Genomic DNA, 25,750 nt, shown 5'->3' on the forward strand with positions numbered 1-25,750 from the left:
CAATCACACCCAATACGCCACGCGGGCCCGGTAGTTACGCATGACCGCCAACGCGGCGAGCCACCCGATCGCGGTGCAGCCGATGACGATCGCCCAGTGATAGAACGCCACCGACTGGCCGAGCAGGGGCCCCCGCGCGATGTCGAGGTAGTGATACATCGGGTTCAGTTCCACCAGCCGCAGGCGCGGATTCTCCCCGCCGACCTGGCTCAGGCTCTGCGTCGTCCAGATAATCGGTGTCATGAAGAACACCAACTGCACCGCCGTCGTCAGCAACTGCCCGATGTCACGGAACCGGGTGGAGAGAATGCCGAATACGATCGACACCCACACGCCGTTGATGACGTACAGGATGATCGCCGGAATCACCAGTACCACAGTCCAATTGATCGGCTGCGGGAAGACGATCAGGATCACGATGTAGATCACGATGTTGTGGGCGAAGATGATCAGCTGCCGCCACACCATCCGGTAGACGTGCACGCTCACCGGCGCGGGCAGCTGCTTGATCAGGCCTTCGTTCTTGGCGAAGACCTCCGCCCCCTCGAGGATGGAGTTCTGGATGAAGTTCCAGAAGATGAACCCGAGCGTGACGTACGGCAGGAAGGTCTTGATGTCCATGTGGAAGAGCTCGCCGTAGAGCAAGCCCATCGCCACGGCGGTCACGCCGGTGGCGATGGTGATCCACAGGGGGCCCAGCACCGAGCGGCGATACCGCTGTTTGATGTCCTGCCACCCCAGATGCAGCCACAGCTCCCGCGACCGTATGCCTTCGGCCAGGTCGCCGAAGGCCCGGCTCATCGACCGAGATCCCGCGCCCGGCGGGGGCGGTGGCACCTGCCCCTCGATCACTTCCGCTGACACGAGGCTTGAGCATACAGAGCGCTCATGTGGTCACCCGGCACAGAGGTTCTCGGGGGAGCTGCCGAGGTGCCCTACAGGTACTGCCCGGTACTTCCGTGTCCGCTCCCCGAAGCCGGCATCATTCCCGGCGGCAATGCGCCCTGCCGCATCTGCTCGAGCTGCGCCCGGGCGGCCATCTGTTGGGCGAACAGTGCGGTCTGGATGCCGTGGAAGAGGCCTTCGAGCCAGCCGACGAGCTGTGCCTGGGCGATGCGGAGTTCGGCGTCCGAAGGGGTGGTGTCGTCGGTGAAGGGCAGCGCCAGACGTTCGAGTTCCTCACGCAGCTCCGGCGCCAACCCGTCCTCGAGTTCGCGGATCGACGACTCGTGGATCTCGCGGAGCCGGTTGCGGCTCGCCTCGTCGAGAGGTGCCGCCCGCACCTCCTCGAGCAGCTGCTTGATCATGGTGCCGATGCGCATCACCTTCGCGGGCTGCTCCACCATGTCGGCGACGCTCGTGCCGTCGTCCGACGACTCGGCGGAGGCGGCGGCGGTGCCCAGGGGGGCGTCCGCACCCACCACCACGATGGAATCGTTGCCGGGTTCGGACGCGCCGTCGTGATCGGGACTACCGAAGGGGCTCGCAGGTGTGCCGTCGATGACCATGCCCCCATTGTGCCCAAGCCGTCGACGGGTCGGGGCGATACCCGCGGCGATACCTCGCTGAGACGCGATGACGCCCGTCTATGGTGGGGCCCATGGCCTTCGATGTCGCCCATGCGCGCGGACTGTTCCCGTCGCTCGGTGACGGCTGGATCCGTCTTGATCCGCAGGCCGGCATGGTGATCCCGGATTCGGTCGCCAGTGCGGTGTCGACCGGATTTCGCCAGCTCGGAGCGGCGCCGTCGGGGCGATATCCCGCCGCCCGCGCCACCGCCGACGCCCTCGACGGTGCGCGTCGGGCGATCGCCGACATGGTGGCCGCGCAGGCCTCCGGGGTGGTCCTCGGCCCGTCCCGGTCGCTGTTGCTGTGGACGCTGGCCGAGGCGATCAAACCCAACACGTGGCTGTCAGGCAATGTCGTCGTCAGCCGCCAGGACGACGAGCCGAACATCCTGCCGTGGGTGCGCGCCCTCGGTCGGGTGGGTGGCCAGCTGCGCTGGGCGGAGATCGACGTCGAGACCGGCGAACTGCCCACCTGGCAGTACGACGACCTCATCGACGATCGCACCGCCGTCGTCGCCGTCCCGTTGGCGTCGTCGACGTTGGGCACTCTCACCGACGTCGCCGAGATCGCCAAACGCACGAGGGCGGTCGGTGCCAGGCTGGTCGTCGACGCCACCAGCGCCGCGCCCTACGTGCCCCTCGACATCACCGAACTCGGTGCCGACGTGTTGGTGGTGTCGGCCGAACGGTGGGGCGGTCCGCGGGTGGCGGCGATGGTGTTCGCCGACCCGCGGGCGATGGACAACCTCTCGTCACTCTCGTCCAATCCCCATGCCGTCGGACCCGAACGTCTCGAGGTGGGCGAACACCAGGGTGCGTTGCTCGCAGGTCTGGTGGCGTCGGTGGAGCATCTGGCCGCCCTGGACCCCGATGCGTTCGGTAAACGCCGACGACGCGTCGTCGCGGCCCTCGACGGCGTGTCGGAGTACCTGCAACGGCTCGGGTTCTATCTGGTGACCACACTCGACCAGCTCAATCACGTCTCGGTCATCGGCAAGAGCGACAACCGCGTCCCGCTCGTCAGCTTCGCCGTCGACGGGGTCGGTGCCGACACCGTGGTCCGTCGGCTCGCCGACAACGGGATCTGCGCGTTGGCCGACCTTCCCAGCCGGGCGCTGACCCGGATGGGTGCCGGCGACTTCGGCGGTGCGGTCACCGTGGGCCTCGGGCCGTACTCCACCCCGTACGAAGTGGATCATCTGGTCAGGACACTCGGCTCCCTCGCCTGAATTGCCACGGTGCGCGACGGGTTGTCGGTCGGACGACCCACACCGTTTCGTAATTTGACGCACACCGCACTATCTTCGACACAGTGAATATGCGGGAGCCCGAGTCGGGACGCGGCCACGCGTCCACAGGTGGTCCGTGCCGTCTCACCGAGAGCCAGCAGCAGGTCTGGCATAACTTCGTCGACGGTGGTTGGGCACTGATGGCTCAGGTGACCGCCGGGTTCGCCGCGGCAGGTTTCTCGGCGACCGACATGCGCCTGCTGGAGATCCTCGCGGTCCGCGACTCGATCGGTATCAGCGAACTGGCTGCCACCCTGCACGCCGGCGTCAGCACGGTGTCGCGCATCGTGAGTCGACTCATCGACGACGGAACCCTTGAGCGGGTGGCGTCGCAGGCCGACGCCCGGCACCGGCTGGTGCGGATCACCGAGGCCGGGCGGGTGGAACTCGACCGGCAGATGAGCGTGCGCGACGGTCTGATCAAACGGCTCGTCGTCGACGTGGTGGCACCCGAGCAGTACGAATCCATCGGTGATGCCTTCGAGCGGATCCGCAAGGCCTGCGACTGATTCTTCAGTCCGACACCCGCAGCAGGACCTTCCCGATCGACTCGCCGCTGTCGAGGCGCTGATGGGCGGCGTCGGCGTCGTCGAGTCCGAAGACGCTGTCGATGACGGGGACGACCTTTCCGGCCTCGATCAGCGGCCACGTCAGTTCGCGGGTGCGCGCGACCACATGTCCCTTGCCGTCGTTGCCGTCGACCGGTCGGGAACGCAACGTGGTGCCGATGACCGAGGCCCGTTTGGCCATCAGCGCTGCGATCGACAGTTCGGCCTTCGTTCCGCCCTGCATCCCGATGATCACCAGCCGCCCACCCGTTCGCAGCGCGGAAACGTTGCGCGCCAAGTATTTTGCGCCGACGATATCGAGGATGACGTCCGCGCCGCCCTGCTCGGAGATGATATGGACGAAGTCCTGCTCGGCGTAGTTGATGGTGATGTCGGCGCCCAGCTCGCGGCAACGGTCGAGTTTGTCGGCGGTTCGCGCGGTCACTGCGACACGCGCGTCGAGCGCCCGCGCCAATTGGATCGCGTGCGTACCGATCCCGCTCGACCCGCCATGGATGAGCAGGAGTTCGCCGGGGACCAGGTGGGCGGCTTCGATGACGTTGGAGACGACGGTGCAGGCCACCTCCGGCAGAGCGGCGGCGTCGGCCACCGACACCCCGGCCGGGACCGGCAGGACCTGGGCGGCGGGCACGGCCACCTGCTCGGCGTAGCCGCCGCCGGCGAGCAACGCGCACACCTCGTCGCCGGGCGCCCAGCCGACGACATCGGAGCCGACCGCCCGGATGCGTCCGGACACCTCGAGCCCCAGGGTGTCGGGCGCCCCGGGTGGTGGTGGATAGAGGCCGCGTCGTTGCAGCACGTCGGCGCGGTTCACGCCGGCCGACACCACGTCGATGACCACCTCGTCGGAGCCGGCAACCGGATCGTCGATGGTGGCGATGCTCAGTTCGCCGGAGTCGGAGACGGTGACCGCGCGCATGAGTCGATGGTGGCACATCGGTGTTGGCCGGCAGCCCCGGACTGCGCGTCCGGTCGTTGACGCGGTGGCCCTCAGGTCGCGCGGTGCCTGCGCGTGCGCGCGGTCGTGGCAATGCGAGCGTGAGCAAAGATGTGCCGCGTGAGTCATGTCGACTCCTACTGCAGAGGGGTCGATGGTGGTCGCCGTACCCGCCGTGGGTCTCGGCCCGGATCGCGGTGCTCGGGTCGGGAGCCGATTCGGTCCCGTTGTGACGTTTCACGTACCCTTTTGCGCAGGGAAGCGTGGCAGAGCGGCCGAATGCACTCGCCTTGAAAGCGAGCGTGCCTAAACAGCACCGGGGGTTCAAATCCCTCCGCTTCCGCTGTAGCCCTTCACCTGTTTTCGCAGGTGAGGGGCTTTTCTGTTATCCGGCCGTGGTGTCGGCGTGCGCTTCTGCCCACGATTTTCGCCGGTCAGACCTTGCATTGCGGTGATGTACGCTGATCGGCACGGCGGAACACTTCCTCTCCCGAGCCCAGGTTGCCGCGCGGATCGGCGTCGCCGCGCCGACGCTGTCCCGGTACACGCTGCCCGACCCTGACGTGATCGTCGGAGAGGTGAACGACGACGGCTCGCTACCCAAGGGCACCGTGCGCGGCTGGAGGTCGGCCACCACCGACGACTGGAACGCGAACCGACCGGGGCGTGGCGCGCGGACCGATCTGGTCTGAGTCAGATGTCCGGCGGTCCCTGCCGGGAGAACCATGCGGATGACTACTCCGCGATCCGTCGTCAGCTCACACAGATGACGCACCTAATCACCATCGAGCGATGACGTGGCAGGCTCGCGCTGGCTTAGCTCATCATGAGCGGTCAAGCAGCCACCTTGCGCTTCAGCAGGAGCACCGGCCATTGTGTCGAGTTGTACCCCTTGGCGTAGATGATGGTGTCGCTCACTACTTCCCAGCCTTCGGCGCCAAGCGCATTCAAATGCTCCAGCCATTCGGCTGATTGATCGTCAGCGTTCCGATATGCACTGATCACCGTGTCGACCAGCGTGTACTCCCACTTGTCCATGGCTCGGACGCTATCCACTTCTCTGGTGGGCGCTGCGCGACTATCCGGGAATCCCTTCGAACAACGGACATTCCCGGCAGGCGAGGTGGACCATCGCCTCAACTTCTTCGTGCCCACAATTTGCCCGCACTTGACCACGAAACCGGATTATCTGGGGTGACCTAGGGTGACGTTAAACCGCAGGTCAGAGCGTATATCTACACCTGACCGTGAGGGCTGATTAGGCTCAAATCCCTCCGCTTCCGCAGAGAGCCGGTCGGGGATGGGATGCCAGGGTGGGCGTCGGATCGAAAGCGACTCTGAGCGTTCGATCTGGCTTCCGCGCCGGGGTTCTCATGATCGTGCTGGAGGCGGCCGTCGGATACGTGCTCGGTCTACACCCCGACTCCGGTACCCGCTGATCGAGCGGACAGCCTTCTCAGTTCAGACGTGAAACCTTGGGGGGCAACGATTCCGCCGCGGCACGAATGACCCGAGAGTGTTGTTTCGGGCCACTATGTGGCATACGCCGGGTCCCCGTACGATATCAGATCACCTGCACTCGGTGGCGCCGGACAAGTGCCTGTCACCGATCCGCCGCGCCGTCGACCCAGGCGGTTCCCCTACCGCGACGTCGAGCTCGATTGACCGGGCTGCGCTGCTTCGTGCAACACCGCGACCTGGCGATGTCGCGATATATCCGGGAGCGCTGCGGGGTTTCGAGGTCGTATGCGTCGTGAGTTGCCGCATATCTCCCGGTTACATTTCGTCGTCCGGTGTCTCCACCTCGTCCCGTCGGTACCGGTGAGGCGGTCGACGCATCGCCGGCGCGGCTCAACGATCGATCCCGGTCGGGACGATCGCCGCGCGCGGCCGCCAATGGTTTCATCGCTTGCCGGTGCGCAGCCGGAGAGTCTGGCGTTTCCGTGGTGCATCGCGGCGATCGATGATCCGACTGGCCGGGGAACGCCGATCTGGTGGTGCCGATGGCCGCGAGTCACCCGCTCTGCGAGTCGCGCGTTCCTCGAGTTGGTTTCCAGGTGCTCGGTGCCGTGGTGCTCTGCGGTTCGGCCATCGCCGCTCGGCTGGGGCAACGTTGCGGGCACCGGCATGGTCAATATCCGTTTGATCCTCGGGATTTCAGCCGCGATTCTTCCATATGGCCTGCCGGAAAAGATGATTCGCATCGACCTACCGGCGATGGTGGGCAGGCGTTGCTGATTCTGTTGGTGGTGGCCAGGTGCTGAGCTGGTGACGACGGTCGTGTCCACCATCCGGAGCAATCGGGATCTCGCGATCGGCAACCTCATCCCATCATCGCTGCTGCCGTGGCGTTGACGTGTGTGTGCCGATCTTTCTCACCCGTCGACGTATCTCGGGGTGGAGGGATTGTGTTCGTCGTCGCCTATCTGGTGACTTGCGGGTTGACGGCCGCGTTGCGGGCGTGAAATCCGTTGCACACCAAACGCTTCGTCGTGACGCCGCCGACGATGCCTGAGGTAGATCCGCCCGAGTCTGGCCACAATCGCCCAATTCGCCCTTATCATCGACCTATGAGGCAACTCTCCCCGCTGGTCACCGAGGCACGCCTGTGTTGGTGATTCGCGACCTCGGCGAACTCGTCGCCGAACGGGGAACTCTGCGTTGCGATCCCGGTGGCACGAAACCGCGAACAATCCTCGCAGTGCTTTGTGCACACGCCGGACGTCCCGTTCCCGCGTCCCTACTCATCACCGACGTGTGGGGTCCGGACGCTCCCGAGCGCACACACCGTGCGCTGGAGTCCCAGATCTGGCGGCTGCGCAAAGCCTTGTCGTCGGAAGGTGAGCCGTCGGCCATCGTCACCGACCGTGCCGGCTATCGTCTCGATCTCGGCGAGGTGGTCGTCGACTCGATCGCCTTCGAGTCCGCCGCGGCCGACCTGCTCGACCCGGCCCGGACCCCGTCCGTCGGTGCGCTCGAGGACCTGCTCAACCAGTGGCGTGGTGAGCCGTTCACCACCGCGACGTCGACACCCACGATCGACCGGACGCGACCACGCCTGCACGCGGTCCGGGCCTCGTTGTTGACCCGCCGCGCCGACCTGCTGCTGACCGCAGGTGAGTTCGACCGCGCACTCGACGAGGCGCAGGCGCTCATCACCCGTGATCCGCTCGCGAGCATGCGTGGACGGTGAAGATCACCGCGCTGGCCGCCGGCGGGCAACGGGCCGAAGCGCTGCTCGCCTACCGCGACATCCGCGAACTGCTCGCCACCGAACTCGGTGTGGAGCCAAATGCCGAGACCCGCGGCGCGCACCGCGCCGTCCTCGATGACCACAGTCGTGCGGTGCGCCACGTCCGGCTGCCGTCGCAGCACACGTCGTTCGTGGGCCGCGACGCCGAACTCGCGCACGTGGTCCGCCTGCTCGAGAACGAGCGGGTCGTCACCATCACCGGCATCCCCGGTGTCGGCAAGACGCGGCTGGCCATCGAAGCGGCCCGCCGGGCAGCGGATGGCTTCGACGACGGCGTCTGGTACGTCGCCCGCCGCGACGAGGTCGACGACGCCACCACGATCCTGGAGGCGATGCGCATCCAGCCGTCGGCCGACACCCCGGCCGCCAGCGACCAGCTGTGCGCTCACCTGTCCACGACGTCCACGCTGCTCGTCCTCGACGGGCATCGCGTCGACCGCCCAACTGCTCTGGCCAACAACAGTATCGACATCCTCCTGCAGCGCTGCGCCGCTGTCACCGTACTCATCGTCGGCACTCCGATCGGCGTCGCCGGGGAACGCGAGGTGACCGTTCATCCCCTGCCGACCGAGTCGCCCACCGCCGGCGCCCTCCCGCCGGCGCAGCGCTTGCTTGCCGACCGTATCCGTGGTGTGACAGGACAATTCGACGCCGGCGCCGACGACCGCGGCGACCTCGACTGAGTCTGTCGCGCGATGGGCGGTCTGCCGCGAGGACTGGAACTCGCCGCCGCCCGCACCGCCACCTTCTCGCTCGCCGAGGTGGCCGACCAACTCAGCACCGCGGTGCCCGAACCCGTGAGCCGGGCATTCGCCCTCGCCTTCGACTCAATGGACGACGATCTGTTCGACCGATTCCTCCGCCTCGCCGCCCTGCGCAGTCCGTTCACGCCGACGCTGGCCGCCACGGTGAGCGGCAGCATGTCGATCGCCGACGACCTCGGCGAGTTCACTCGCCGCTCCCTGCTGTGGCCGATCCGCGGAAATAGGCACCGCCCAACACGATTCACCATTCCGCACACCGTTGCCGAACACGCCCGCTCAAGCGCACCGGAACGGGCCGATGCGGCGCGAACCGCGCGCGACGACGCCATCGCGACCCTGCTGTCGTCGACCCCGATTCGCAGCACACCCCAATCCGCGCGGGATCTCTCCCGCGTCGACGACGATCACAGCACCGTGATGGCCTTCCTGGAGTCCGTGGTGGCCGATCCCGCCCGCCTCGACGACCACATCGACGTCCTCGAACGCCTGGGCGTCTACTGGTATCTGCGCCGCCGGCTGGCCGACGGCATCCGGGTCCTGAGAGTCGCGGCGACGACCACGGCCGACGGTCGGTGCCGACCACGGACGACCGCCATGGTCACACTCGCGCTGGGATCGGCGCTGGCGTTCAGCCAACTCACCGACGAGGCACACAAATACCTCACCTCGATCCCTCTCGACGAACTCTCCGAGACCATCAAGCCGGGCGACGGCGATCCCGAGATGCATTGCACTCGAATGGCTCTCGTTTCGCTGGCCGCGTGGGTCGGCGACGACTTCACCGTTGCGCAGGACTACGCCCGGTATGCCGCCTCGATGACCGGCGACGACACCGTGGGAAGTAGAGCGCCGGGGATCGAGGCGACGGTCACCGCCGCACAGGCGCTGTGCGAGGTGATCGCGGGCCAGTTCACCGAAGCGCTCGATCACGCGCACACCGCGCTCGCCCTCGGCACCGAACGCGGCGACCCGCTCGCCACCTACCTCGCAGCAGTGATGCTCGGCATCGCGTCGCTGTTCGAAGGGGACACCGACATGGGGCTGCGGTGGAACGATCAGGCGTTCCGCACGTATCTGGAGTCGGGCGGTGTGCAGATCTGCGACACCATCGAACAGCGCGGCAACCATCTGACCGCCGCCGGACAGATCGAACGAGCGGGCCGCGCTTTCGCCGTGTCTCGACGCTATGCCGTCGACGCCGGACTCGACTGGCCGCGCAATCCGTTCACCCACGACGCGCTGCGACGCGCCCGCGAAACCGATCCGTCGATGTTCGAGCGAGGGTGGCGGGGCGGGTGGATCGATGCGGCCGATGCGCTCAGCACCCACGATCACCAGCGCTTTTCCGACTTGTGAGCGTTTTGTGAGGTCCGCGGAGTGTGCTGATGACACCGCATCAGCACGACTCTGAAGGAGATTCTCATGACACAGCGACTGGCATTCGCCAACGAAGAGTTCGACGGCCAGTTCGGCCGCACACTGTCGGCGGCAGCCGTCGGCGCCGCCGACCTCGGCGAGGCGTACACCACCGCCCGCGAGATCGGCGGCAAGTACAACCCGCAGCGGTGGTACACACGGTGGCTCGCCCGCGCCGAGTCGGTGCGCACCGCGGCCGAGCAGGCCCACGCCGCCGGACACCTCGTGACCGCTCACCAGTCGTATCTGCGAGCCAGCGAGTATTACCGTCAGGCCTACTTCTACCTGCGCACCGACCTTGACGATCAGCGCCTCCAGGATGCGTATCAGGCGCACAGCCGCACCTTCGGTCGCGCGATGGAACTGTTGTCGCACACCGCCAGTCCGATCGTCGCCGAGGAGGTGTCGATCCCGTTCGTCTCGTCGACCACTTCGGGCACCCGGCAGATCGGCATCCACGGCTGGCTGTTCCGGCCCGACGCCGACGTGACCCGTCCGCGACCCACTGTCGTCATGCCGTGCGGATACGACTCCACCGCCGAATCCGGGTGGGGATTCGCCCAGGGCGCGCTGGCCCGTGGCTACAACGTCCTGAGCATCGAAGGTCCCGGCCAGGGCGCCACACTCATCGTCGACCGTGTCTACTTCCGCCCCGACTACGAGGCCGTACTGTCGCAGATCCTCGATTGGCTCGTCACCGTGCCCGGCGTCGACACCCGGCGGATCGTCGCCCAGGGCCGATCGTTCGCCGGCTACCTGATCCCACGCGGTGTTGCCGGTGACTCCCGCGTGGCCGCGATGATCTGCGATCCCGCCCAGCCCGACATGGGCGGCAAGATCCCCGGCGGCTGGAAAGGTCGGATCGCGGCACCGCTGATGACCTTCATGTGCCGCGTCAGCCGCGAACGCGCCGACTTCTTCGGCTCCCGCATGGCCTGCCACGGCGTGCACACCATCGCCGACTACTTCGCCGAACTGAAGACCTTCACGATGCTCGATCGGGCATCCGAGATCACCTGTCCCACCTTCATTGTCGAGTCAGCCGGCGATCCGGTGGGCGGCCAGGGAAAGACGCTGTACGACTCGCTCACCGTCGCGCAGAAGGAACTGTTTGCACCCGAGCCGAGCAGCGGCATCTCCGGACATTGCGGTGGCCTGGGGCAGCGGGTCTGGGACGACGTCGTCTACGACTGGCTCGACACCGTACTCGCTGCCCGCACCGTGGGCGGACCCATCACCGCCGTCCCTTCCGCCACCGGCACGATCGGCGGCCGGCGATGAGCACCGCACTCAACGGCGTGGTCAACCGCGCGTCGGGTCTGTCCGGCAACCGCTGGCTGACATTGTTCGCGATGACCGGTGCGCTGTCGATGATCATGCTCGATCAGACCGTCGTCACGGTGGCGCTGCCATCGATGACCCGTGATCTCGGATTGTCGTCGTCGGGTCAGCAATGGGTGGTCAACGCGTACGTCCTCGCGATGGCGGCGTGCGTCGCCCTCGGCGGCAAGCTCGGCGACCGACTTGGTCCGGTGACCTGCTTCCGCGTCGGGGTGATCCTGTTCTTCATGGCGTCGGTCTTTTGCGGACTAGCCCCGACCGGTGGCGGCGAGGTCTGGATTCTCGCCGCGCGCGCCGCCCAGGGCATCGGTGCGGCGCTGATGATGCCGGTCTCGGCGAAGATCGTGATGGATGCGTTCCCGATCTCCGAACGCGGTCGGGCGATGGCCGTGTACGCCGGGGTGTCGCAGGTCTTCCTGGCCATCGGTCCGCTGATCGGTGGTGCCCTCACCGAGTGGATCAGTTGGCGCGCGGTGTTCTGGCTCAACGTTCCGGTCGGCGTATTGGCGCTGATCCTCGTCGCCGTAGCTCGCCCGGCCGATGTGCGTGACCGCGACGCTCACGTGAGTATGGGTGCGGCCGCTCTCCTCGTGACCGGCCTGTTGCTGACCGTGCTGGCGATCCAGCAGGGCAGCACCTGGCACTGGAGTTCACCGGCCACGCTCGTTCCGCTCGTCATCGGCGTACTCCTCACCGCGGTATTTGTGGTGACCCAATGGCGTTCGGCGACACCACTTGTCGCTGTCCGTCTGTTCGCCCGCCGGGCGTTCACCGCGAACCTCGTGACCCTGGGATTGGTGCAGTTCTCGCTGCTCGCCGCCATCCTTTTCTCCACGCTGTACCTGCAGGATCTACTGCACATGAGCCCGATGAAGGCCGGTGTCGCGGCGCTGCCGTTGATCCTGCCGATCACCGTCGGCGCGCAGCTCGGCGGCCGTTGGTACGACCGCCGCGGCAACCGCCCGCCGGTGATCACCGGCCTGACGATGGCCACCATCGGCATGGCGTGCTGGACCCTGGCCCTCCCGCATCTCGACTACGCGTGGCAGGTACCAGGCATGATCATCACCGGTTTCGGACTCGGCTTGGTGTTCTCCCCGACCAACACCGACGCGTTGTCACGCGTGAGCTCGGCGGAGCGGAGTCAGGCGTCGGGCATCGTGCAGACCATCCGGCAGTTGGGCGGAACCCTGGGCGTCGCGGTCATCGGTTCGGTGATCCTCGGCATCGAGCATCGCCTCACCCGAACACCGGTCCCGCAGCACGCCGCCGATGCGATCACCGTCGGGTTCTGGATCGCCACCGCGGTCTTCGCTGTCGCCCTCGTCTCTGCCGTGGTCCTGCTGTCCAAGGAGCGGATCACCGGGCGCACCGAGGTCGACCTCGACGTCGCCGGCTGACCCCGGACGTGCCCGGCGCAGAACCCTCGTCACCCGGCGCGGGTTCTGTCGGCGACGTTGTCACGCCAAGGGCGGCAATCATGCGTCATCCGGTGTCTCTGCCTCGTCCCGTCGCCGATCGGCATGCAAGGACTTGATGCGACGTTCCTCACGCAGCGCCTCGACATGCTTGGTGCGTTCGGCCGCAAGCCATTCGGGCATCTCGTCGAGGAGCGCGTTGATCTGTTCGGTCGTCAACGCCTCGGTCACCTCGCCCCGGATCAGGCCGGAATTCGAGATCCCGAGCTTGGCGGCGACGAGGTTCTTCGGGTGCGGTCCGTTGGTGCGCAGGTCACGTAACCATTGCGGCGGGTCGGCCTGCAGCGCGGCCAGGTCCGCGCGCGTGATGGGGCCGGCGCGGAACTCCTCCGGCGTTGCCGGCAGGTAGACGTCAAGCTTTTTGGCGGCGGTGGCCGGTTTCATCGACTGCGAGCTCATGCTCGCAGCGTATCCCCGTTGCCCGCAATTCTCCGAGGCCGTGAATCTCCGGGGTAGCCTCGGGACGTGAATCCGCCCGCAGATGCCGACCGGTCGAGTCCTGCGGCGTTCCGGCTCGCCTATGCGCCGGGCACGACACCGGGCAAGTGGGTGCGGATCTGGGGTGAGCGTCACCCGGACATCCCGCTGCAGATGAGTCTGGTCGAGGTCGCCGACACGGCCGCCGTGATCGGACGCGGCGATGCCGACGTGGCGATCACCCGCCTGCCCGACGCGCTCACCCACGCCGACCCCGGGCCACACCACACGATCACGCTCTACGAGGAGACGACGGTGGTGGTCTTCGGAAAGGATCATCTGTTCAACGCGGGCGACGAACTACGGCCCGGTGACCTCGGCGACGAGAACGTCCTGTGGCCGCTCGACGAACCACTCGTCGTGACCGATCGTCCAGGAATCGCGATCGAACATCGCCCCGAAACCACCGCCGACGCCATCGAACTCGTCGCCGCCGGCGTCGGACTGTTGGTGGTGCCCCAGTCGCTGGCCCGGCTGCATCACCGTCGCGACCTGGACTATCGGCCGGTCGTGGGTCTGCCGACGAGCACCGTCGGACTACTGTGGCCGGACCCGACGTCGGAGGTCGCAGAGGAATTCATCGGAATCGTCCGCGGCCGCAAACCGAACTCCTCCCGTGGCACCACCGACGCGCCGCCGAAACGGTCGGCCAAGGAGAAGGCAGCCGCCAAACGCGCGGCCCGCGAAGCGGCCGGGAAGGTGCCCGGTGCCGGACGGTCGACGAATCGGCGCCGCCGGCCGCGCTGAGGCCTCCGGTCGTGGTCGATCGACCATCGTGGCACTGACCTCATTCGCGCGGATAGGCGACGGGCGTTGCAGTGGGTGCCGGCGTGGTATCACAGGTCTCGTGCCGATTAGCTCACTGACGTCGCTTGCCACCTGGGAACCGATCCTTCGCCGGATGCGAGACGCCCGCGCAGATATCGCGCCGACCGATACTGCGGTGGTCACCGGCAACATCAGCCGATCCGCCTACGGGATGAACGGAGTCCGGGAGCCGGGATTCGCTTCTGTTCGCGTCGGTACCGAGCTGCTGGGACCACTGGCCGACTCCCTCGACAAGGGGGAGGACTTCGGCTACCAGGCGACCGTCTCGCCCGACGGTGACGCCGAAATACTCCTCGTCGACCTGACCTCGCCGGCCATCGCGAACATGTCGCCGAACGGTGACATCATGGGCGTCCTCTTCGACCCCGATGCCCTTCCTTGTCCGTATCTGCTTGTGCCCGAGTCGATGTCGACAACGCCATCGCCCGGCGCAGACCCCGCGTCGTTGACCGACATGGTTCGTCGGGCGCTTCCGGACGCCACGCCCGCGTCGGACGCCGCGATAGCCACGGCGGAAAAGGAATTCGGTCGCGCCCTGCCCGCCGAGATCGTCGCCCTGTACCGCGCCGTGGGTTCGGGTGATCTCGCATTCCGTCCGGGCGGAATCCCGTTCGACCTCAACGGTGACCGCGAGGGCGAGGAAGATGCCTATGGCCTGCACATCTGCGCCCTCGACAGCACGGACCGCGACTATTGCACCGCTGCCAACCGTGCCATCTCGTGGGCCTTCTCCGCCACCGAGGTGGTCCGGCCGGACCCGACCGAACGCGTACAACCGCTGGCGCATTCGTCTGCGTGGTTCCCGATCGCCGACAACTGGGGCGGGAGTTACTACGTCGTCGACCTGGCGCCCGGACCGCGCGGCACCGTCGGCCAGCTCTTGTTCATCCACCGCGACACCAACTCCGGCGCCCGCTGGGTTGCGCCGTCACTGACGGAGTTCTTCCTGCACGGCTGGTCCTCGCCGGGAACAGACGAGACGGGGACAGGCGAGACGGGCACAGGCGAGAGGGACACAGGCGAGTCCACCCGGGCACCGGTCCAGGAGGTCGTTGCCTCCGCCCGCAGTGGGCTCACTCTCTCGGCGGTCACCTCCGACACCGAGGTCCTGCGAGTCTTCGACCTCGACGAACCCGTCGACCTCACCGTGCTCGCCGGTCACCCGACGCTGCGCACCCTGATCCTGGGCCCCGACAGCGTCACCGGGATGGCGCAGACGCTCGGTGCGCTACCTGCGCTCGAATACCTCTCGCTGCCGTACCCGACGTGGCTCGAACTCGTCGCCGACGATGCGGTGCCGTCGATCCCCGTCGCGTTCGAATTTCGGGATGCACCAGGCGATCTCATTCCGCCGATAGCGCTTGCCAACACGCTCTTGCGGATGCGCGGACTCGACGCGGTCGAGGTGACACGAGTGCGCGGCAGCGGGATCGACACGTTCGTCCCGACGGTCACCTAGGGGGTGGGTTCGACCACCGGTCCTCGGCGCTCGTACTCGTTGATCATCACCCCGGACTCGTATGCCCTGCTGCGGGTGAGGTCGAAGCCGCGCACACCGGAGAGCGTGCCGGCGAACAGGGGGACACCTTCGCCGAGCAGGATCGGATTCACCTTGAGGATGAGGCGGTCGATGTCGTCGATGAGTGAGGCCGCCAGAACTCCGCCACCGCACAACCAGATACCTTGGCCTTCTTGCTCTTTGAGTCTTCCCACGACGTCCGGCGGGGACTGGGCGGTCAGGGTCACATCGTCGGGGACCGTGCGATCGGACCGGGAGAAGACGAACTGCCGCAGGTGCGGGTACGGGCTGGCCAGGCCGGTGTCGGCACCGACGGCGTAGGTGGCACTGCCCATCAGGACGGTGTCGAACACGGTGCCCGGCGGCGCGATACCCAAAGCGTCGAGCGCCGGTTGCGGTAGCGCGTCGGCGAATTCGGACAGGATGGTCGCCATATGATCGCCCTCGGCGTCGAAGGCGTCGAAGTTCCCGTCGGTGTCGGCGATGAATCCGTCGAGACTGGCCGCGACGTAGTAGATCAGTGGACGCATGATGACCTACTGTACTGGTGACCTACTGTACGGAAAGCGTGGTTCCCGTGGCCTTCTCAGCCGCATCCCACAATCGTCCCGCGAGCCCGAAGTCACACGCCGTACGCGACCGGCCGAACAGTACCGGCGCACCGCGAAGGGCGCCGAATCCGTCGACGCCGACGTAGCTTCCGGTCGCGATCGGTTCGGTGAGGCAATACAGGGTCGTCGCCGCGCCGGCGTCGACGTCGTTGGCCAGTAGTCGCGCACCGCCCTGCACGACCCGATGCGCGACGCCCAGATGCGGCTTGTTGGAGATGTTCGACGCCACCCAGCCCGGGGTGGTCAGCATGGTCTCGATCGGTGAGCCCGCCGCCCGCAACCGGCGGTCCAGTTCGAGACCCCACAGCATCACCGCGAGTTTGGATCTGGCATATGCGCGCGGGGGACTCCACTGTGCCGCAGAAAGGTTCAGATCGCCGGGATCGATCCTGGCCGCCTTGTGGGCGTCGGAGGCAACGCACACGATCCGTCGACGGACTTGTGGCACAAGCAGATTGGTGAGTGCGAACGGCCCGAGAAAGTTGGTGCCGATGGTCTGCTCGAAGCCGTCGACGGTCTCACCGCGACCGGTGGGGAACATGCCGGCGTTGTTGATCAGGAAGTCGATCGGCCCGTCGATGGCCTCGGCGCACGCGCGCACCGACGACAGGTCGGCCAGATCGAGCGGTATCACCACGCAGTCGCCACCGAACTCATCGGCACGTGCGTTCCCCAACTCGACGTCCCGGGCGGGCATCACCACCGACACGCCCGCTCGCGCGAGTGCTCGCGCGGTGGCCATGCCGAGTCCGTTCGTCGCCCCGGTGACCACCGCGCGGGTCCCGGCCAGGGCGGCCAGGTCCAGATCGGCGAACGGGTCGGTCGTGGTGCGCCTCATGGATTCGACCATAGACTCGTCGCCATGAGCACAGACGAGATCGTCGAGAAGATCCTGAACACTTACGACACCATCACCGTCGTCGGCGCCAGCGCGAATCCGCACAAGCCGGCCAACGAGGTTCCCGCGCTCATGCAGGACAAGGGCTGGCGCATCATCCCGGTGAACCCGACGGCCACCGAGATCGTCGGCGAGCGGGTGTATCCGACCCTGGCCGACGTGCCCGAGCAGGTCGGGTTCGTCGACGTGTTCCGGCCGTCGGCCGACGCCCCGGAGATCGCCCGGCAGGCCGTCGCCGCCGGGGCGGGCGCATTGTGGCTGCAACTGGGTATCACCTCGCCGGAGGCACGGCAGATCGCCGAGGGCGCGGGTCTGCTCTACGTCGAAGACCGCTGCCTCAAGATCGAACAGGCCCGCACCGGGATCACCGCCGGGCACTGATCCACCGATCAGGGGTTGCCGACGTGGACTCGTTCTGGAATGAACCGAAGTTGCCGTTGGCGGTGCTGTTCGTCGCTTTCCTGGTGACTTTCCTGATCACCCGCACCATCACGCGGCTGATCCGGGCCGGTAAGGGTCCGTTCCGCAACAACATTGAGGGTGGGGTACACATCCACCACGCGGTCCCCGGTCTGATCCTGCTGCTGATCGGTGCGGTGACGTCGGTCGCGGTGGCCGGGCATGCACCGGGATCGCTGATCGCCGCGGTCCTCATCGGTGTCGGCGCCAGCCTCGTCCTCGACGAGTTCGCGCTGATCCTGCACCTCACCGACGTGTACTGGACCAAAGAGGGACAGCTGTCGGTGCAGGTGGTGAGCCTGACCGTCGCACTCCTCGGTCTTCTCGCGCTGGGTATCGATCCCTTCACCGAGGACGATCTCTCCGCGGTCGGGCACCTCGGCCTCCTCGTCGTACTACCCGTCCACATCGCCTGCGTGCTGGTGTGCGTGGCGAAGGGCAAGTACTCGACCGCCGCGGTGGCCGCCTTCATCCCGCCGGTCGGATGGATCGGGGCGGTACGCCTCGCCCGGCCGGGTTCGCGGTGGGCGCGCCGTCACTACTCCGACGCCAAGAAGCAACGCGCTCGCGACCGGGCGAGCGCCTTCGACGCCCGCTTCGGTCGCTGGGGCCTCGACGTGGAGGACCTGGTGGCGGGCAAGCCTACGATGGGAGAATGACCGAACCGGACAATCCGCTGCTGCTGGAACGGCAGGTGTGTTTCGCCTTGGCCGTGGCCAACCGTTCGGTGCTGCGGATCTACCGGCGACTTCTCGATCCACTCGGACTCACCCACCCGCAATACCTGGTGATGCTCGCGCTGTGGGAATCGGCCCCGCGCGGCGTCAAGGAGATCGGCGCGGTGCTGCAACTGGATTCGGCGACGCTCTCACCGCTGCTCAAACGGCTCGAGGCGAATGGACTGATCGAGCGGCGTCGGCGCGACAACGACGAACGCAACGTCGACATCGACCTCACCGACGCCGGACGCGCACTGCGTACGAAGGCCCTCGACATCCCGCCGGCCGTCGTCGCCGCCCTCGGGGTCGACATCGCCGACCTCGAAGAACTCCACGGCGTCCTGACCCGGGTGAATGCCGCCGCCGTGCGCGCCGAACGGCCCGCGGCCCGGGCCGAGGGATAGGGTCGAGGTCATGTCGCCCGTCGCGATCATCGTCATCGTCGTCATTGTTGCCGTCGCGTTGTTCACCCTCGGTGGTGCGATCTGGTTCGCCTGGGATTCCGACAAACGCATCCGCGCGTTCGCCCGGTCCACCGATTTGATCCCCGGCAAACCGAGTCGTGCGCCCAAGGAGTGGACGACGGACACCAGCCCGGAGGCGTTGCTGCACCGACGGGTGCGCTACGCGATCGCCGACGTGCACCAGAATCCGGCCATCCCGCACGATGACGAGACCGTTGCGGTGCGAGATCGGCTCGACGACAAGGTCTTCGATCTCGACGACCAGCTCATCGCGGCCGCCTCGTCGAGTGGCGACGAGAAGACCGAACGACTCGAGGAACTCGAGACCGCCGTCAAGGCGCTCGAAGAGTTGCCCCGGCAGTTGTGGGAAGCGCCGTTCGCCCAGCAACGCGACGATATGAATTCGGTCATCGGGGCGATCGATCGGGTGGTGTACTGAACCACCTCGGGCGTTCAGGTTTGTCTGGTGGCCATCTCGATCAGTGTCCGCACCGTCCGCAGGTTGCGTCCGGTGCCCGCGACGCCGAGCCCGCGCGCGATCTTCGGTGAGCTGAGTGTGCTCTTGCCGACGCCGCCGGCGTAGTAGATGTGCAGATCGGCGCCGATCACGGCGAGTTGATCATCGCCGAAGTCCATGTCGAGGAAGGCTTTCGTCTTGTCCGGGTCGGGGATACCGGTGAGGAAGTAGAGGTGGGCGAACTTCTCGTCGTCCGCCTCGAAGGGGAAGGCCGCCACCGCATTCCGCAACTCGTCGACCGACCGCGCGATGACCTCGCGGGAGAATCCGTGGCGCGCTTCGATCAGTTCCTCGAGGGCGCTCGCGAATGCCGCCGGTGAGTTTGGTGGGACACAGATCAGGTTGCCCGACGCGATATGTGTACGGACCTCGGTGGCGCCGAGTTCGGTTGCCTCGGAACGAAGGTCGGCCATCGGCAACTTCGCGCCACCAACGTTGATCGCGCGGATCAGGAAGATGTGGGGGAGCGAGGCCATGCCCCAGTGTGGCATGTCACGGCCGCTGTGCGTCGGGACTCGGGCCCACGTAGCGCGCCGCGGGCCGGATGATCTTGCGGCTCTGCGCCTGCTCGAGGATGTTGGCGCACCATCCGACCATCCGGCTCACCGCGAACGTCGGCGTGAACATCGAACGGGGCACCCCACAGCATTCCATCACGACGCCGGCGTAGAACTCCACGTTGGCATACCGCGGCTGCTCCGGATGTGCCTGCGCGAGAACTTCGGTGATGGCCTCCTCGGCGGCCACGGCCCGTTCTACGAGTGGACCACCGAACCCGAGTGCGATGGCGCGCAACATCATCGAACGAGGGTCGGCGGTGCGGTAGACGGCGTGCCCGAAGCCCATGATGCGACGGTGTGCGGCCACCTGCTCCGCCGCCCAGGTACGCGCATCCCCGTGGGCGGCGATCTCGTCGAGGGCATCGAGGGCCCGATCCGGGGCCCCGCCGTGCAGCGGGCCGGAGAAGGCGCCCAACGCGCCGCAGACCGCGGCGAAGACGTCGGCTCCGGTCGACGCGATCACCCGGGCGGTGAATGTCGACGCGTTGAATCCGTGATCCATCGTGGCGATCAGGTAGTGCTCGATGGCTCGCGCCTCCTGCGCCGTCGGTTCCCGGCCGGAGATCAGATACAGCCAGTTGGCGGCCACACCGAGGTCCGCGCGAGGCTCTGTGGGGCTCTCACCGGCGCGGATGCGATGCAGGGCGGCCAGAATCGTCGGAGTGAGGGCCGTTGCGTGCAGGGCGTCGTCGACGCGTTGCCGCGGGTCGGCATCCCAGAGTGGGCGGGCCCCGGTCGCGGGTCCGGTGGCCGAGAGGACCGTTCGCAGGCCGGAGAGGGATTCGCGCTCACCGCCCAGCAGCGCTGCCGTGCGCAGGATGCCGGCGAGCTCGTCCGGCAGCGTGCGCAGGGCGGTTGTGCGCGTGATGAACTCGGCCAACGCGTCGGCGTCGGGGAGATGGCCGTGGACGAATAGGTACCAGACCTCCTCGAAGCTGCGGGTGCGTGCCAACTCGATCGCCGAGTACTGGCGGTAGTGGAAGAAGCCCTCGGCGCCGCGGACGTCACCGATCTCGGTGTCCGCGACGATCACGTTCTGCAATCCGGGTGGGGCGATGAGTTGCTCGGTCATACCCACGACGATGAACCGTATTGAGCCGGCCGGTCAATGTTGATTCAATCAATATGTGACCCGCACCCACACCCGCCGCTATCCGACGCCCATCCACCACGACGGGCGGGACTATCTGACCACCGAGCAGGTGGCAAAGATGCTGGGGGTCAAGGTGTCCACCGTCTACGCGTATGTCAGCCGCGGGCGTCTGAGCAGCCGGCGCATCGACGGCCACGACGGCAGCATGTTTCCGGTCGACGAGGTCGACGGGCTCCTCGACCGCACCCGCCATCGTCCGCCGACCGGGGTCGCCGAACGCATCCGCACCCAGCTCACCTTCCTGAGCGGCGACCGGCTCCACTATCGTGGCCGCGACGTCGTCGAGCTGTCCCGTACCACGTCCTTCGAGGATGTCGCCGCGCTGCTGTGGGATCGGCCGTGGACCTCGCCGTCGTCGCCGGCAGACCAGCGGGCCATCGGGGCCGCAGTGAGACGGGTCGCCGGTGTCCGGGCGCGCGGTGTGGACCGGATCCGACTGGCGGTCGACCTGGCCGGGGCGCGAGATCCGTTGCGTCACCAGATCGATCCCGATGCGGTGACCGGAAAGGCCGTGTCCGCGATTGCCGCTGCCGTTGAAGCGCTGGGTGACGGTCCATCCGAAGCTGCTGTCGCGCAACGGCTCTGGCCGCGTCTCACCGATGAACCCGCCACCCGTCGGACGGTGTCGTTGGTGAATGCCGCGCTGGTGCTGCTCGCCGATCACGACCTCTCGGCCGGTGTGGTCGCCGCACGCGTCGCCGCGAGTGCACGCGGCAGTGTCTACGCGGTGATCGGGGCCGGTCTCGGCGCCTTCGACGGCCCGAGCCACGGCGGCGCAACGACATTGGCCTACCGATTCCTCGCGGGTGCCCTCGATGACCCGACCGCGGCCCTCGCCGATGCACTGCACACCGGAACCCCGATCCCCGGGACCGGTCACGTGATCTATCGGCACTCCGATCCTCGGGCCGAGGAGATCATCGACAGGCTGGGCACCATGGGCGGCGGAGACCGGCGGGTGATGCCCGCGGTGCGGACCATCGTCGATCACATCGGTCCGAGACAGTTCGTGAACTCCGATCTCGCTTTGGCGGCCATCGCATTGCGGTACCGGATGAGCCCCGATGCCGCCGAGACGATCTTCGCGCTCGCCCGGATGGTCGGGTGGACCGCGCATGCGCTCGAGGAGTACCGGGAGCCGCGGCTGCGCTTCCGTCCGGAAGGTGTCTACACCGGTATCCGGCCCGGATCAGGGCCTGGTGGCGACGGCGAAGGTACGTCGGAACGGTAGCGGGGTGCCCCAGGAATGGGTTGGATATGCCTCGCGCAGGCGAACTTTCACCTCGTCGGTGAACGGCGCGACGAGATCGTCGGGCAGCGCCTGCAGATAGGGCCGGGCACCGGTACCCGAGATCCAGTCGAACACCGGGTCCGCACCGGGCAGCACGTGGAGGTAGGTGGTCTCCCAGGCGTCGACGAGATAGCCGCGGTCGGCAAAGAACTCCAGGTAGAGCGCCGGGTCCGTGGTCGGCAGACGACGCGCGTGAGTGAGGTGTTCGGCGAAGGGCTCCTGCTGCGCCACCTCGGCGAGCGTCACATGCGTCGGCGAGTCGGCGTTGTTGGGGACCTGCACGGCGAAGGTGCCGCCCGGCGCGACGAACTGCAGCAGACGGGCGATCACCTCGAGCTGATTGGGAACCCACTGGAACATCGCATTCGACACGAACAGATCGACCGGCCCGTTCGGCTGCCACGTGGTCACGTCGACCGCGTCGTAGTTGGCGAAGGCATCGAAGTTGGACCGGATCGCCTCGTCGATCATCTCCGCCGACGAATCGATGCCGAGGATCCGTGCCTGCGGCCAGCGGGCCCGCAGATACCGGGTGAGGTGTCCGGGGCCGCAGCCGAGGTCGACGATCGAGGCGGGTGCGCCGGGCACCTGGGCGATCAGGTCGAGAAACGGCCGGGTGCGAGAGTCGGCGAACTGGAGGTAACGATCGGGGTCCCAGACGGGCATGGTTTCACCCTAGCCCCGCTGGGTAACCTCTGAGGAATGGCGAGCGACCCGCAGGACACCGCACCCGACCCGGCAACCGACGACTCCGTGGTGGAGATCTCGACCGACGGCGCCTGCCTCGGCAACCCCGGACCCGGCGGCTGGGGCGCGGTGCTGCGGTACAAGGGCACCGAGAAGGAGATCTCCGGCTCCGCCCCGGACACCACCAACAACAAGATGGAGCTCCAGGCGGCGATCGAGGGGCTCGCGGCGCTCACCCGTCCGTCGACGGTGATCCTGTACACCGACTCCAGCTACGTCCGCAACGGCATCATGAAGTGGGTCGCCGGATGGCAGCGCAACGGCTGGAAGACCGCCGACAAGAAGCCTGTCAAGAATTCCGATCTGTGGAAGCGGCTCATCGAGGAGGAGAAGCGCCATCAGGTGACGTGGCGTTGGGTGAAGGGCCACAACGGCGATCACTACAACGAGATCGCCGACCGTCTGGCCACCTCGGCGGCCCGCGAGATCCCCGGAGTCCGGTCATGAGTGACCTCGCGGTCGCCGTCGAGCCGGTGCGCGACGAGTATGTGGTGGCCGCCGTCGAATCCACCGGCGCGCGGGTCGTCGATCTCGCCGACGCCCGGGTGCTCGTCTGGCTCGGCGACCCCACCGGATTTCCCGATCTGCCCGACACCATCGAATGGGTGGCGCTCAAGACTGCGGGTATCGAAGGGTTCGTCGACGCGGGCGTGCTCGATGAGAAGCGGATCTGGACCAATGCGTCCGGCTTCTACGCCGAGAACGTGGCCGAACATGCGCTGGCGCTGTTGCTGACCGGGCTGCGGCAGATCCACACCTCGATCCGCGACGGCTGGGACAAGGACCGCATCGACACCGCCGTGCGCACACTGCGTGGGGCGACGGTCGCGATCGTCGGCGCCGGCGGCATCGGCGCGTCGCTGATGCCGCGCCTGAAGGCGTGCGGCGCACAGGTTCTCGCGGTCAACCGGTCGGGCCGCCCGGTCGAGGGGGCCGACACCACGTTGCCGTCGTCGCGGATGGAGGAGGTGTGGACCTCCACTGATCACGTCATCCTCGCGGCACCGTCGACGCCGGAGACCCATCACCTGATCAATGCGCGCAGCCTTGCCGCATTGCCCGGGCATGCGTGGGTGGTCAACGTCGCGCGCGGTCCGCTGATCGACCAGCAGGCACTGTACTGGGCGCTGCGCGGCAACGAAATCGCCGGTGCCGCACTCGATGTCACCGACCCGGAGCCGCCGGCGGACGACGACCCGCTGTGGTCGCTGCCCAACTGCATCATCACCCCGCACATCGCCAACCCGGCGTCGGGACTGACCCGTGAACTCGCACCGTGGGTGGCACGCAACATCCGCCGCTTCGCCGCCGGTGAGGAACTCGTCTCGGTGGTGCCGGTGGGGCGGGATTACTGAGGTCTCACCGAAGCGGGTCTTGCCTTCGAGTGCGCTCGAAGGCCTAGCGTGATCCTCATGAGTACCGACCACCTGATGCGCAAGGCGCTCGTGGCCCTGCGGGAGCTCGACGGACCGATGTCGGTCGAGGTGATCCATGAACTCGTCGACGCCGGCGAGATCACCGAACCGCTGACCGTCGCCGAGGCCGCGGACCTGCTCGATGTCTCGCCCCATACGTTGCGCTACTACGAACGCATCGGCCTGGTGGCCGTCGGGCGTGACGGTGTGGGCAACCGGCTCTACGACGACGCGGCCATTCGCCGGTTGATCTTCCTGACGCGAATGCGGTTGTCCGGCATGGCCATCCGGGACCTGCAACACTACGTCGCCCTTGTCGACCAGGGCGAGAGCACCGTCGACGAACGCCTCGAGATGCTGCTCGAACATCGTGACACCATCCGCCGCCAGATCGCCGAACTCACGCTGTCGCTGGCGGCCACCGAATACAAGATCGCCACCTACGGAGGACGGACCCAACCATGACCACGCCACGTACCACCACTCGCCGCATCGGCTCACTCGAGGTCTCGCCCATCGGATTGGGTTGTATGGGAATGAGTTTCGCCTACGGCCCGGCCGATCGGGACGAATCGATCGCGACCCTGCGCCACGCCCTCGACGCGGGTGTCAACCTGCTCGACACCGCCGACATGTATGGCCGCGGCGACAATGAACGCCTGCTGTCGCAGGTGCTCGCCGAGCGTCGCGACGAGGTCGTCCTCGCCACCAAGTTCGGCATCCTGGTCGACGAGGACACCGGCTATCCCACCGGCGACGTCGACGGATCGCCCGACTACGTCCGCCGCGCCGTCGACGCGTCGCTCGGCCGTCTCGGGGTCGACGTCATCGACCTCTACTACGTGCATCGCATCGATCCCGCCCGGCCCATCGAAGAAACCATCGGGGCGATGGCCGAGCTCGTGACCGCGGGCAAGATCCGCGAGATCGGGCTCAGCGAGGCCGACGCCGAGACGATCCGTCGTGCCGCGGCGGTTCATCCGATAGCTGCGCTGCAGTCGGAGTGGTCGCTGTTCAGCCGCGACGTCGAGGAATCCGACGTCCCCGCCGCCCGGGAGGCCGGCGCCGCCATCGTGCCCTACAGCCCACTCGGACGCGGCATGCTGACCGGATCGGCGGCCGCGGCAGCGCCGGGCGACGGCGATTTCCGATCCACCCTGCCGCGGTGGCAGGCCGACAATCTCGAGCACAATCTGGCTCTGGTCGCCGAGATTCGTGCGGTGGCCGCCGAGGTCGGCGCCACCGCCGGGCAGGTCGCACTGGCGTGGCTGCTGGCACAGGGTGACGACGTGGTGCCGATCCCGGGAACCAAGCGGCGCACCTACCTCGACGAGAACATCGGGGCGAGCGCGGTGGCATTGTCCGACGAGCACCTGACCCGGCTCGCCGCGCTACGCCCGGCCGGTGATCGCTACCCGGACATGGCATGGGTGGCCGGGCGCTCGGCGTAGCCTGCCGGTGCCCGGGCGGAACAGAA

General features: G+C 67.3%; 26 protein-coding genes, 1 tRNA gene and 1 pseudogene. 18 read left to right on the top strand and 10 right to left on the bottom strand.

Features of this window, described 5'->3' with window-relative positions; genetic code table 11:
• Positions 1–3: 3 nt before the first annotated feature.
• Both wzm and ACWDPV_RS08770 read right to left on the bottom strand, forming a co-directional pair.
• Positions 4–864 carry a galactan export ABC transporter permease subunit Wzm/RfbD gene (gene wzm / locus ACWDPV_RS08765; RefSeq protein WP_449742614.1) on the bottom strand — a complete coding sequence of 287 codons (861 nt, stop codon included), beginning with the start codon at positions 862–864 and terminating at the stop codon, positions 4–6.
• Between the two features lie 71 nt (positions 865–935).
• The gene (locus tag ACWDPV_RS08770) at positions 936–1,508 is read right to left on the bottom strand and encodes a bacterial proteasome activator family protein (protein WP_348807387.1); all 573 of its coding nucleotides are present in this window, start codon (positions 1,506–1,508) and stop codon (positions 936–938) included.
• Between the two features lie 92 nt (positions 1,509–1,600).
• Here ACWDPV_RS08770 and ACWDPV_RS08775 point away from each other — a divergent pair, with 92 nt between their 5' ends.
• Both ACWDPV_RS08775 and ACWDPV_RS08780 read left to right on the top strand, forming a co-directional pair.
• On the top strand, positions 1,601–2,797 hold the full coding sequence (locus ACWDPV_RS08775) for an aminotransferase class V-fold PLP-dependent enzyme (protein WP_449742615.1): 1,197 nt from the start codon (positions 1,601–1,603) through the stop codon (positions 2,795–2,797).
• 89 nt (positions 2,798–2,886) lie between these two features.
• On the top strand, positions 2,887–3,366 hold the full coding sequence (locus tag ACWDPV_RS08780) for a MarR family winged helix-turn-helix transcriptional regulator (RefSeq protein WP_449742734.1): 480 nt from the start codon (positions 2,887–2,889) through the stop codon (positions 3,364–3,366).
• 4 nt (positions 3,367–3,370) lie between these two features.
• Here ACWDPV_RS08780 and ACWDPV_RS08785 read toward each other — a convergent pair whose 3' ends face one another.
• Positions 3,371–4,345, bottom strand: a complete 975-nt coding sequence (locus ACWDPV_RS08785; protein ID WP_449742616.1) for an NAD(P)H-quinone oxidoreductase — start codon at positions 4,343–4,345, stop codon at positions 3,371–3,373.
• 275 nt (positions 4,346–4,620) lie between these two features.
• Here ACWDPV_RS08785 and ACWDPV_RS08790 point away from each other — a divergent pair.
• Positions 4,621–4,706 (top strand) — tRNA-Ser (locus ACWDPV_RS08790).
• Positions 4,707–5,197: 491 nt separating this feature from the next.
• Here ACWDPV_RS08790 and ACWDPV_RS08795 read toward each other — a convergent pair.
• A complete protein-coding gene (locus ACWDPV_RS08795) occupies positions 5,198–5,401 on the bottom strand; it encodes a hypothetical protein (protein WP_449742617.1) in 204 nt (67 codons plus the stop codon).
• Between the two features lie 1,668 nt (positions 5,402–7,069).
• Here ACWDPV_RS08795 and ACWDPV_RS08800 point away from each other — a divergent pair.
• From ACWDPV_RS08800 to ACWDPV_RS08815, 4 genes and pseudogenes are all read left to right on the top strand, one after another.
• A pseudogene (locus ACWDPV_RS08800) lies at positions 7,070–8,296 on the top strand (AfsR/SARP family transcriptional regulator); the annotation flags it as partial.
• A gap of 15 nt (positions 8,297–8,311) precedes the next feature.
• The gene (locus tag ACWDPV_RS08805; protein ID WP_449742618.1) at positions 8,312–9,736 is read left to right on the top strand and encodes a hypothetical protein; all 1,425 of its coding nucleotides are present in this window, start codon (positions 8,312–8,314) and stop codon (positions 9,734–9,736) included.
• A 66-nt stretch (positions 9,737–9,802) separates the two neighbouring features.
• Positions 9,803–11,077 carry an alpha/beta hydrolase family protein gene (locus ACWDPV_RS08810; RefSeq protein ID WP_449742619.1) on the top strand — a complete coding sequence of 425 codons (1,275 nt, stop codon included), beginning with the start codon at positions 9,803–9,805 and terminating at the stop codon, positions 11,075–11,077.
• Positions 11,074–12,537 (top strand): MFS transporter, encoded by a 1,464-nt coding sequence (locus tag ACWDPV_RS08815; protein ID WP_449742620.1) that lies wholly within the window; start codon positions 11,074–11,076, stop codon positions 12,535–12,537. The genes ACWDPV_RS08810 and ACWDPV_RS08815 overlap by 4 nt, the downstream gene beginning before the upstream one ends.
• 78 nt (positions 12,538–12,615) lie before the next feature.
• Here the strand turns inward: ACWDPV_RS08815 and ACWDPV_RS08820 are convergent, their stop codons facing one another.
• Positions 12,616–12,999, bottom strand: a complete 384-nt coding sequence (locus tag ACWDPV_RS08820) for a DUF5997 family protein (RefSeq protein WP_449742735.1) — start codon at positions 12,997–12,999, stop codon at positions 12,616–12,618.
• Between the two features lie 81 nt (positions 13,000–13,080).
• On the opposite strand from ACWDPV_RS08820, the gene ACWDPV_RS08825 reads away from it, so the two are divergent.
• Together ACWDPV_RS08825 and ACWDPV_RS08830 are read left to right on the top strand one after the other, a co-directional pair.
• Complete coding sequence (locus ACWDPV_RS08825) at positions 13,081–13,839, top strand: LysR family transcriptional regulator substrate-binding protein (RefSeq protein WP_449742621.1); 759 nt, start codon at positions 13,081–13,083, stop codon at positions 13,837–13,839.
• Positions 13,840–13,993: 154 nt separating this feature from the next.
• Positions 13,994–15,379 (top strand): SMI1/KNR4 family protein, encoded by a 1,386-nt coding sequence (locus tag ACWDPV_RS08830; RefSeq protein WP_449742622.1) that lies wholly within the window; start codon positions 13,994–13,996, stop codon positions 15,377–15,379.
• Here the strand turns inward: ACWDPV_RS08830 and ACWDPV_RS08835 are convergent.
• Together ACWDPV_RS08835 and ACWDPV_RS08840 are read right to left on the bottom strand one after the other, a co-directional pair.
• On the bottom strand, positions 15,376–15,969 hold the full coding sequence (locus ACWDPV_RS08835; RefSeq protein ID WP_449742623.1) for a dihydrofolate reductase family protein: 594 nt from the start codon (positions 15,967–15,969) through the stop codon (positions 15,376–15,378). The two genes, ACWDPV_RS08830 and ACWDPV_RS08835, sit on opposite strands and share 4 nt — an antisense overlap.
• Before the next feature lie 22 nt (positions 15,970–15,991).
• Positions 15,992–16,888 (bottom strand): SDR family NAD(P)-dependent oxidoreductase, encoded by an 897-nt coding sequence (locus ACWDPV_RS08840; protein ID WP_449742624.1) that lies wholly within the window; start codon positions 16,886–16,888, stop codon positions 15,992–15,994.
• Positions 16,889–16,912: 24 nt separating this feature from the next.
• On the opposite strand from ACWDPV_RS08840, the gene ACWDPV_RS08845 reads away from it, so the two are divergent.
• The 4 genes from ACWDPV_RS08845 to ACWDPV_RS08860 are packed head-to-tail and all read left to right on the top strand — an operon-like array spanning position 16,913 to position 19,029.
• Positions 16,913–17,329 (top strand): CoA-binding protein, encoded by a 417-nt coding sequence (locus ACWDPV_RS08845; RefSeq protein WP_449742625.1) that lies wholly within the window; start codon positions 16,913–16,915, stop codon positions 17,327–17,329.
• A gap of 23 nt (positions 17,330–17,352) precedes the next feature.
• A complete protein-coding gene (locus ACWDPV_RS08850; protein ID WP_449742626.1) occupies positions 17,353–18,066 on the top strand; it encodes a hypothetical protein in 714 nt (237 codons plus the stop codon).
• On the top strand, positions 18,063–18,530 hold the full coding sequence (locus tag ACWDPV_RS08855; RefSeq protein ID WP_449742627.1) for a MarR family winged helix-turn-helix transcriptional regulator: 468 nt from the start codon (positions 18,063–18,065) through the stop codon (positions 18,528–18,530). Before ACWDPV_RS08850 ends, ACWDPV_RS08855 begins: the two co-directional genes overlap by 4 nt.
• A 10-nt stretch (positions 18,531–18,540) precedes the next feature.
• The gene (locus tag ACWDPV_RS08860) at positions 18,541–19,029 is read left to right on the top strand and encodes a hypothetical protein (protein WP_449742628.1); all 489 of its coding nucleotides are present in this window, start codon (positions 18,541–18,543) and stop codon (positions 19,027–19,029) included.
• Between the two features lie 14 nt (positions 19,030–19,043).
• Here the strand turns inward: ACWDPV_RS08860 and ACWDPV_RS08865 are convergent, their stop codons facing one another.
• Entirely contained in the window at positions 19,044–19,583 is a 540-nt protein-coding gene (locus tag ACWDPV_RS08865) for a DUF1697 domain-containing protein (protein WP_449742629.1), read from the bottom strand.
• A gap of 16 nt (positions 19,584–19,599) precedes the next feature.
• Entirely contained in the window at positions 19,600–20,739 is a 1,140-nt protein-coding gene (locus ACWDPV_RS08870) for a citrate/2-methylcitrate synthase (RefSeq protein ID WP_449742630.1), read from the bottom strand.
• A gap of 55 nt (positions 20,740–20,794) precedes the next feature.
• On the opposite strand from ACWDPV_RS08870, the gene ACWDPV_RS08875 reads away from it, so the two are divergent.
• On the top strand, positions 20,795–22,051 hold the full coding sequence (locus ACWDPV_RS08875; RefSeq protein ID WP_449742631.1) for a citrate synthase: 1,257 nt from the start codon (positions 20,795–20,797) through the stop codon (positions 22,049–22,051).
• Here the strand turns inward: ACWDPV_RS08875 and ACWDPV_RS08880 are convergent.
• Positions 22,010–22,777, bottom strand: coding sequence for a methyltransferase domain-containing protein (locus tag ACWDPV_RS08880; RefSeq protein ID WP_348809695.1), 768 nt, complete (start codon positions 22,775–22,777; stop codon positions 22,010–22,012). The two genes, ACWDPV_RS08875 and ACWDPV_RS08880, sit on opposite strands and share 42 nt — an antisense overlap.
• Positions 22,778–22,813: 36 nt before the next feature.
• On the opposite strand from ACWDPV_RS08880, the gene rnhA reads away from it, so the two are divergent.
• Genes rnhA through ACWDPV_RS08900 form a run of 4 tightly spaced genes read left to right on the top strand, consistent with a single transcriptional unit; the run spans position 22,814 to position 25,724 of the window.
• Positions 22,814–23,305, top strand: a complete 492-nt coding sequence (rnhA, locus tag ACWDPV_RS08885; RefSeq protein ID WP_449742632.1) for a ribonuclease HI — start codon at positions 22,814–22,816, stop codon at positions 23,303–23,305.
• Entirely contained in the window at positions 23,302–24,213 is a 912-nt protein-coding gene (locus ACWDPV_RS08890) for a D-isomer specific 2-hydroxyacid dehydrogenase family protein (RefSeq protein ID WP_449742633.1), read from the top strand. The genes rnhA and ACWDPV_RS08890 overlap by 4 nt, the downstream gene beginning before the upstream one ends.
• A 57-nt stretch (positions 24,214–24,270) precedes the next feature.
• Positions 24,271–24,738 (top strand): MerR family transcriptional regulator, encoded by a 468-nt coding sequence (locus ACWDPV_RS08895; RefSeq protein ID WP_449742634.1) that lies wholly within the window; start codon positions 24,271–24,273, stop codon positions 24,736–24,738.
• Positions 24,735–25,724 carry an aldo/keto reductase gene (locus tag ACWDPV_RS08900; protein WP_449742635.1) on the top strand — a complete coding sequence of 330 codons (990 nt, stop codon included), beginning with the start codon at positions 24,735–24,737 and terminating at the stop codon, positions 25,722–25,724. Before ACWDPV_RS08895 ends, ACWDPV_RS08900 begins: the two co-directional genes overlap by 4 nt.
• Positions 25,725–25,750 lie beyond the last annotated feature (26 nt).

The organism is Gordonia sp. NPDC003504 (assembly GCF_053587995.1).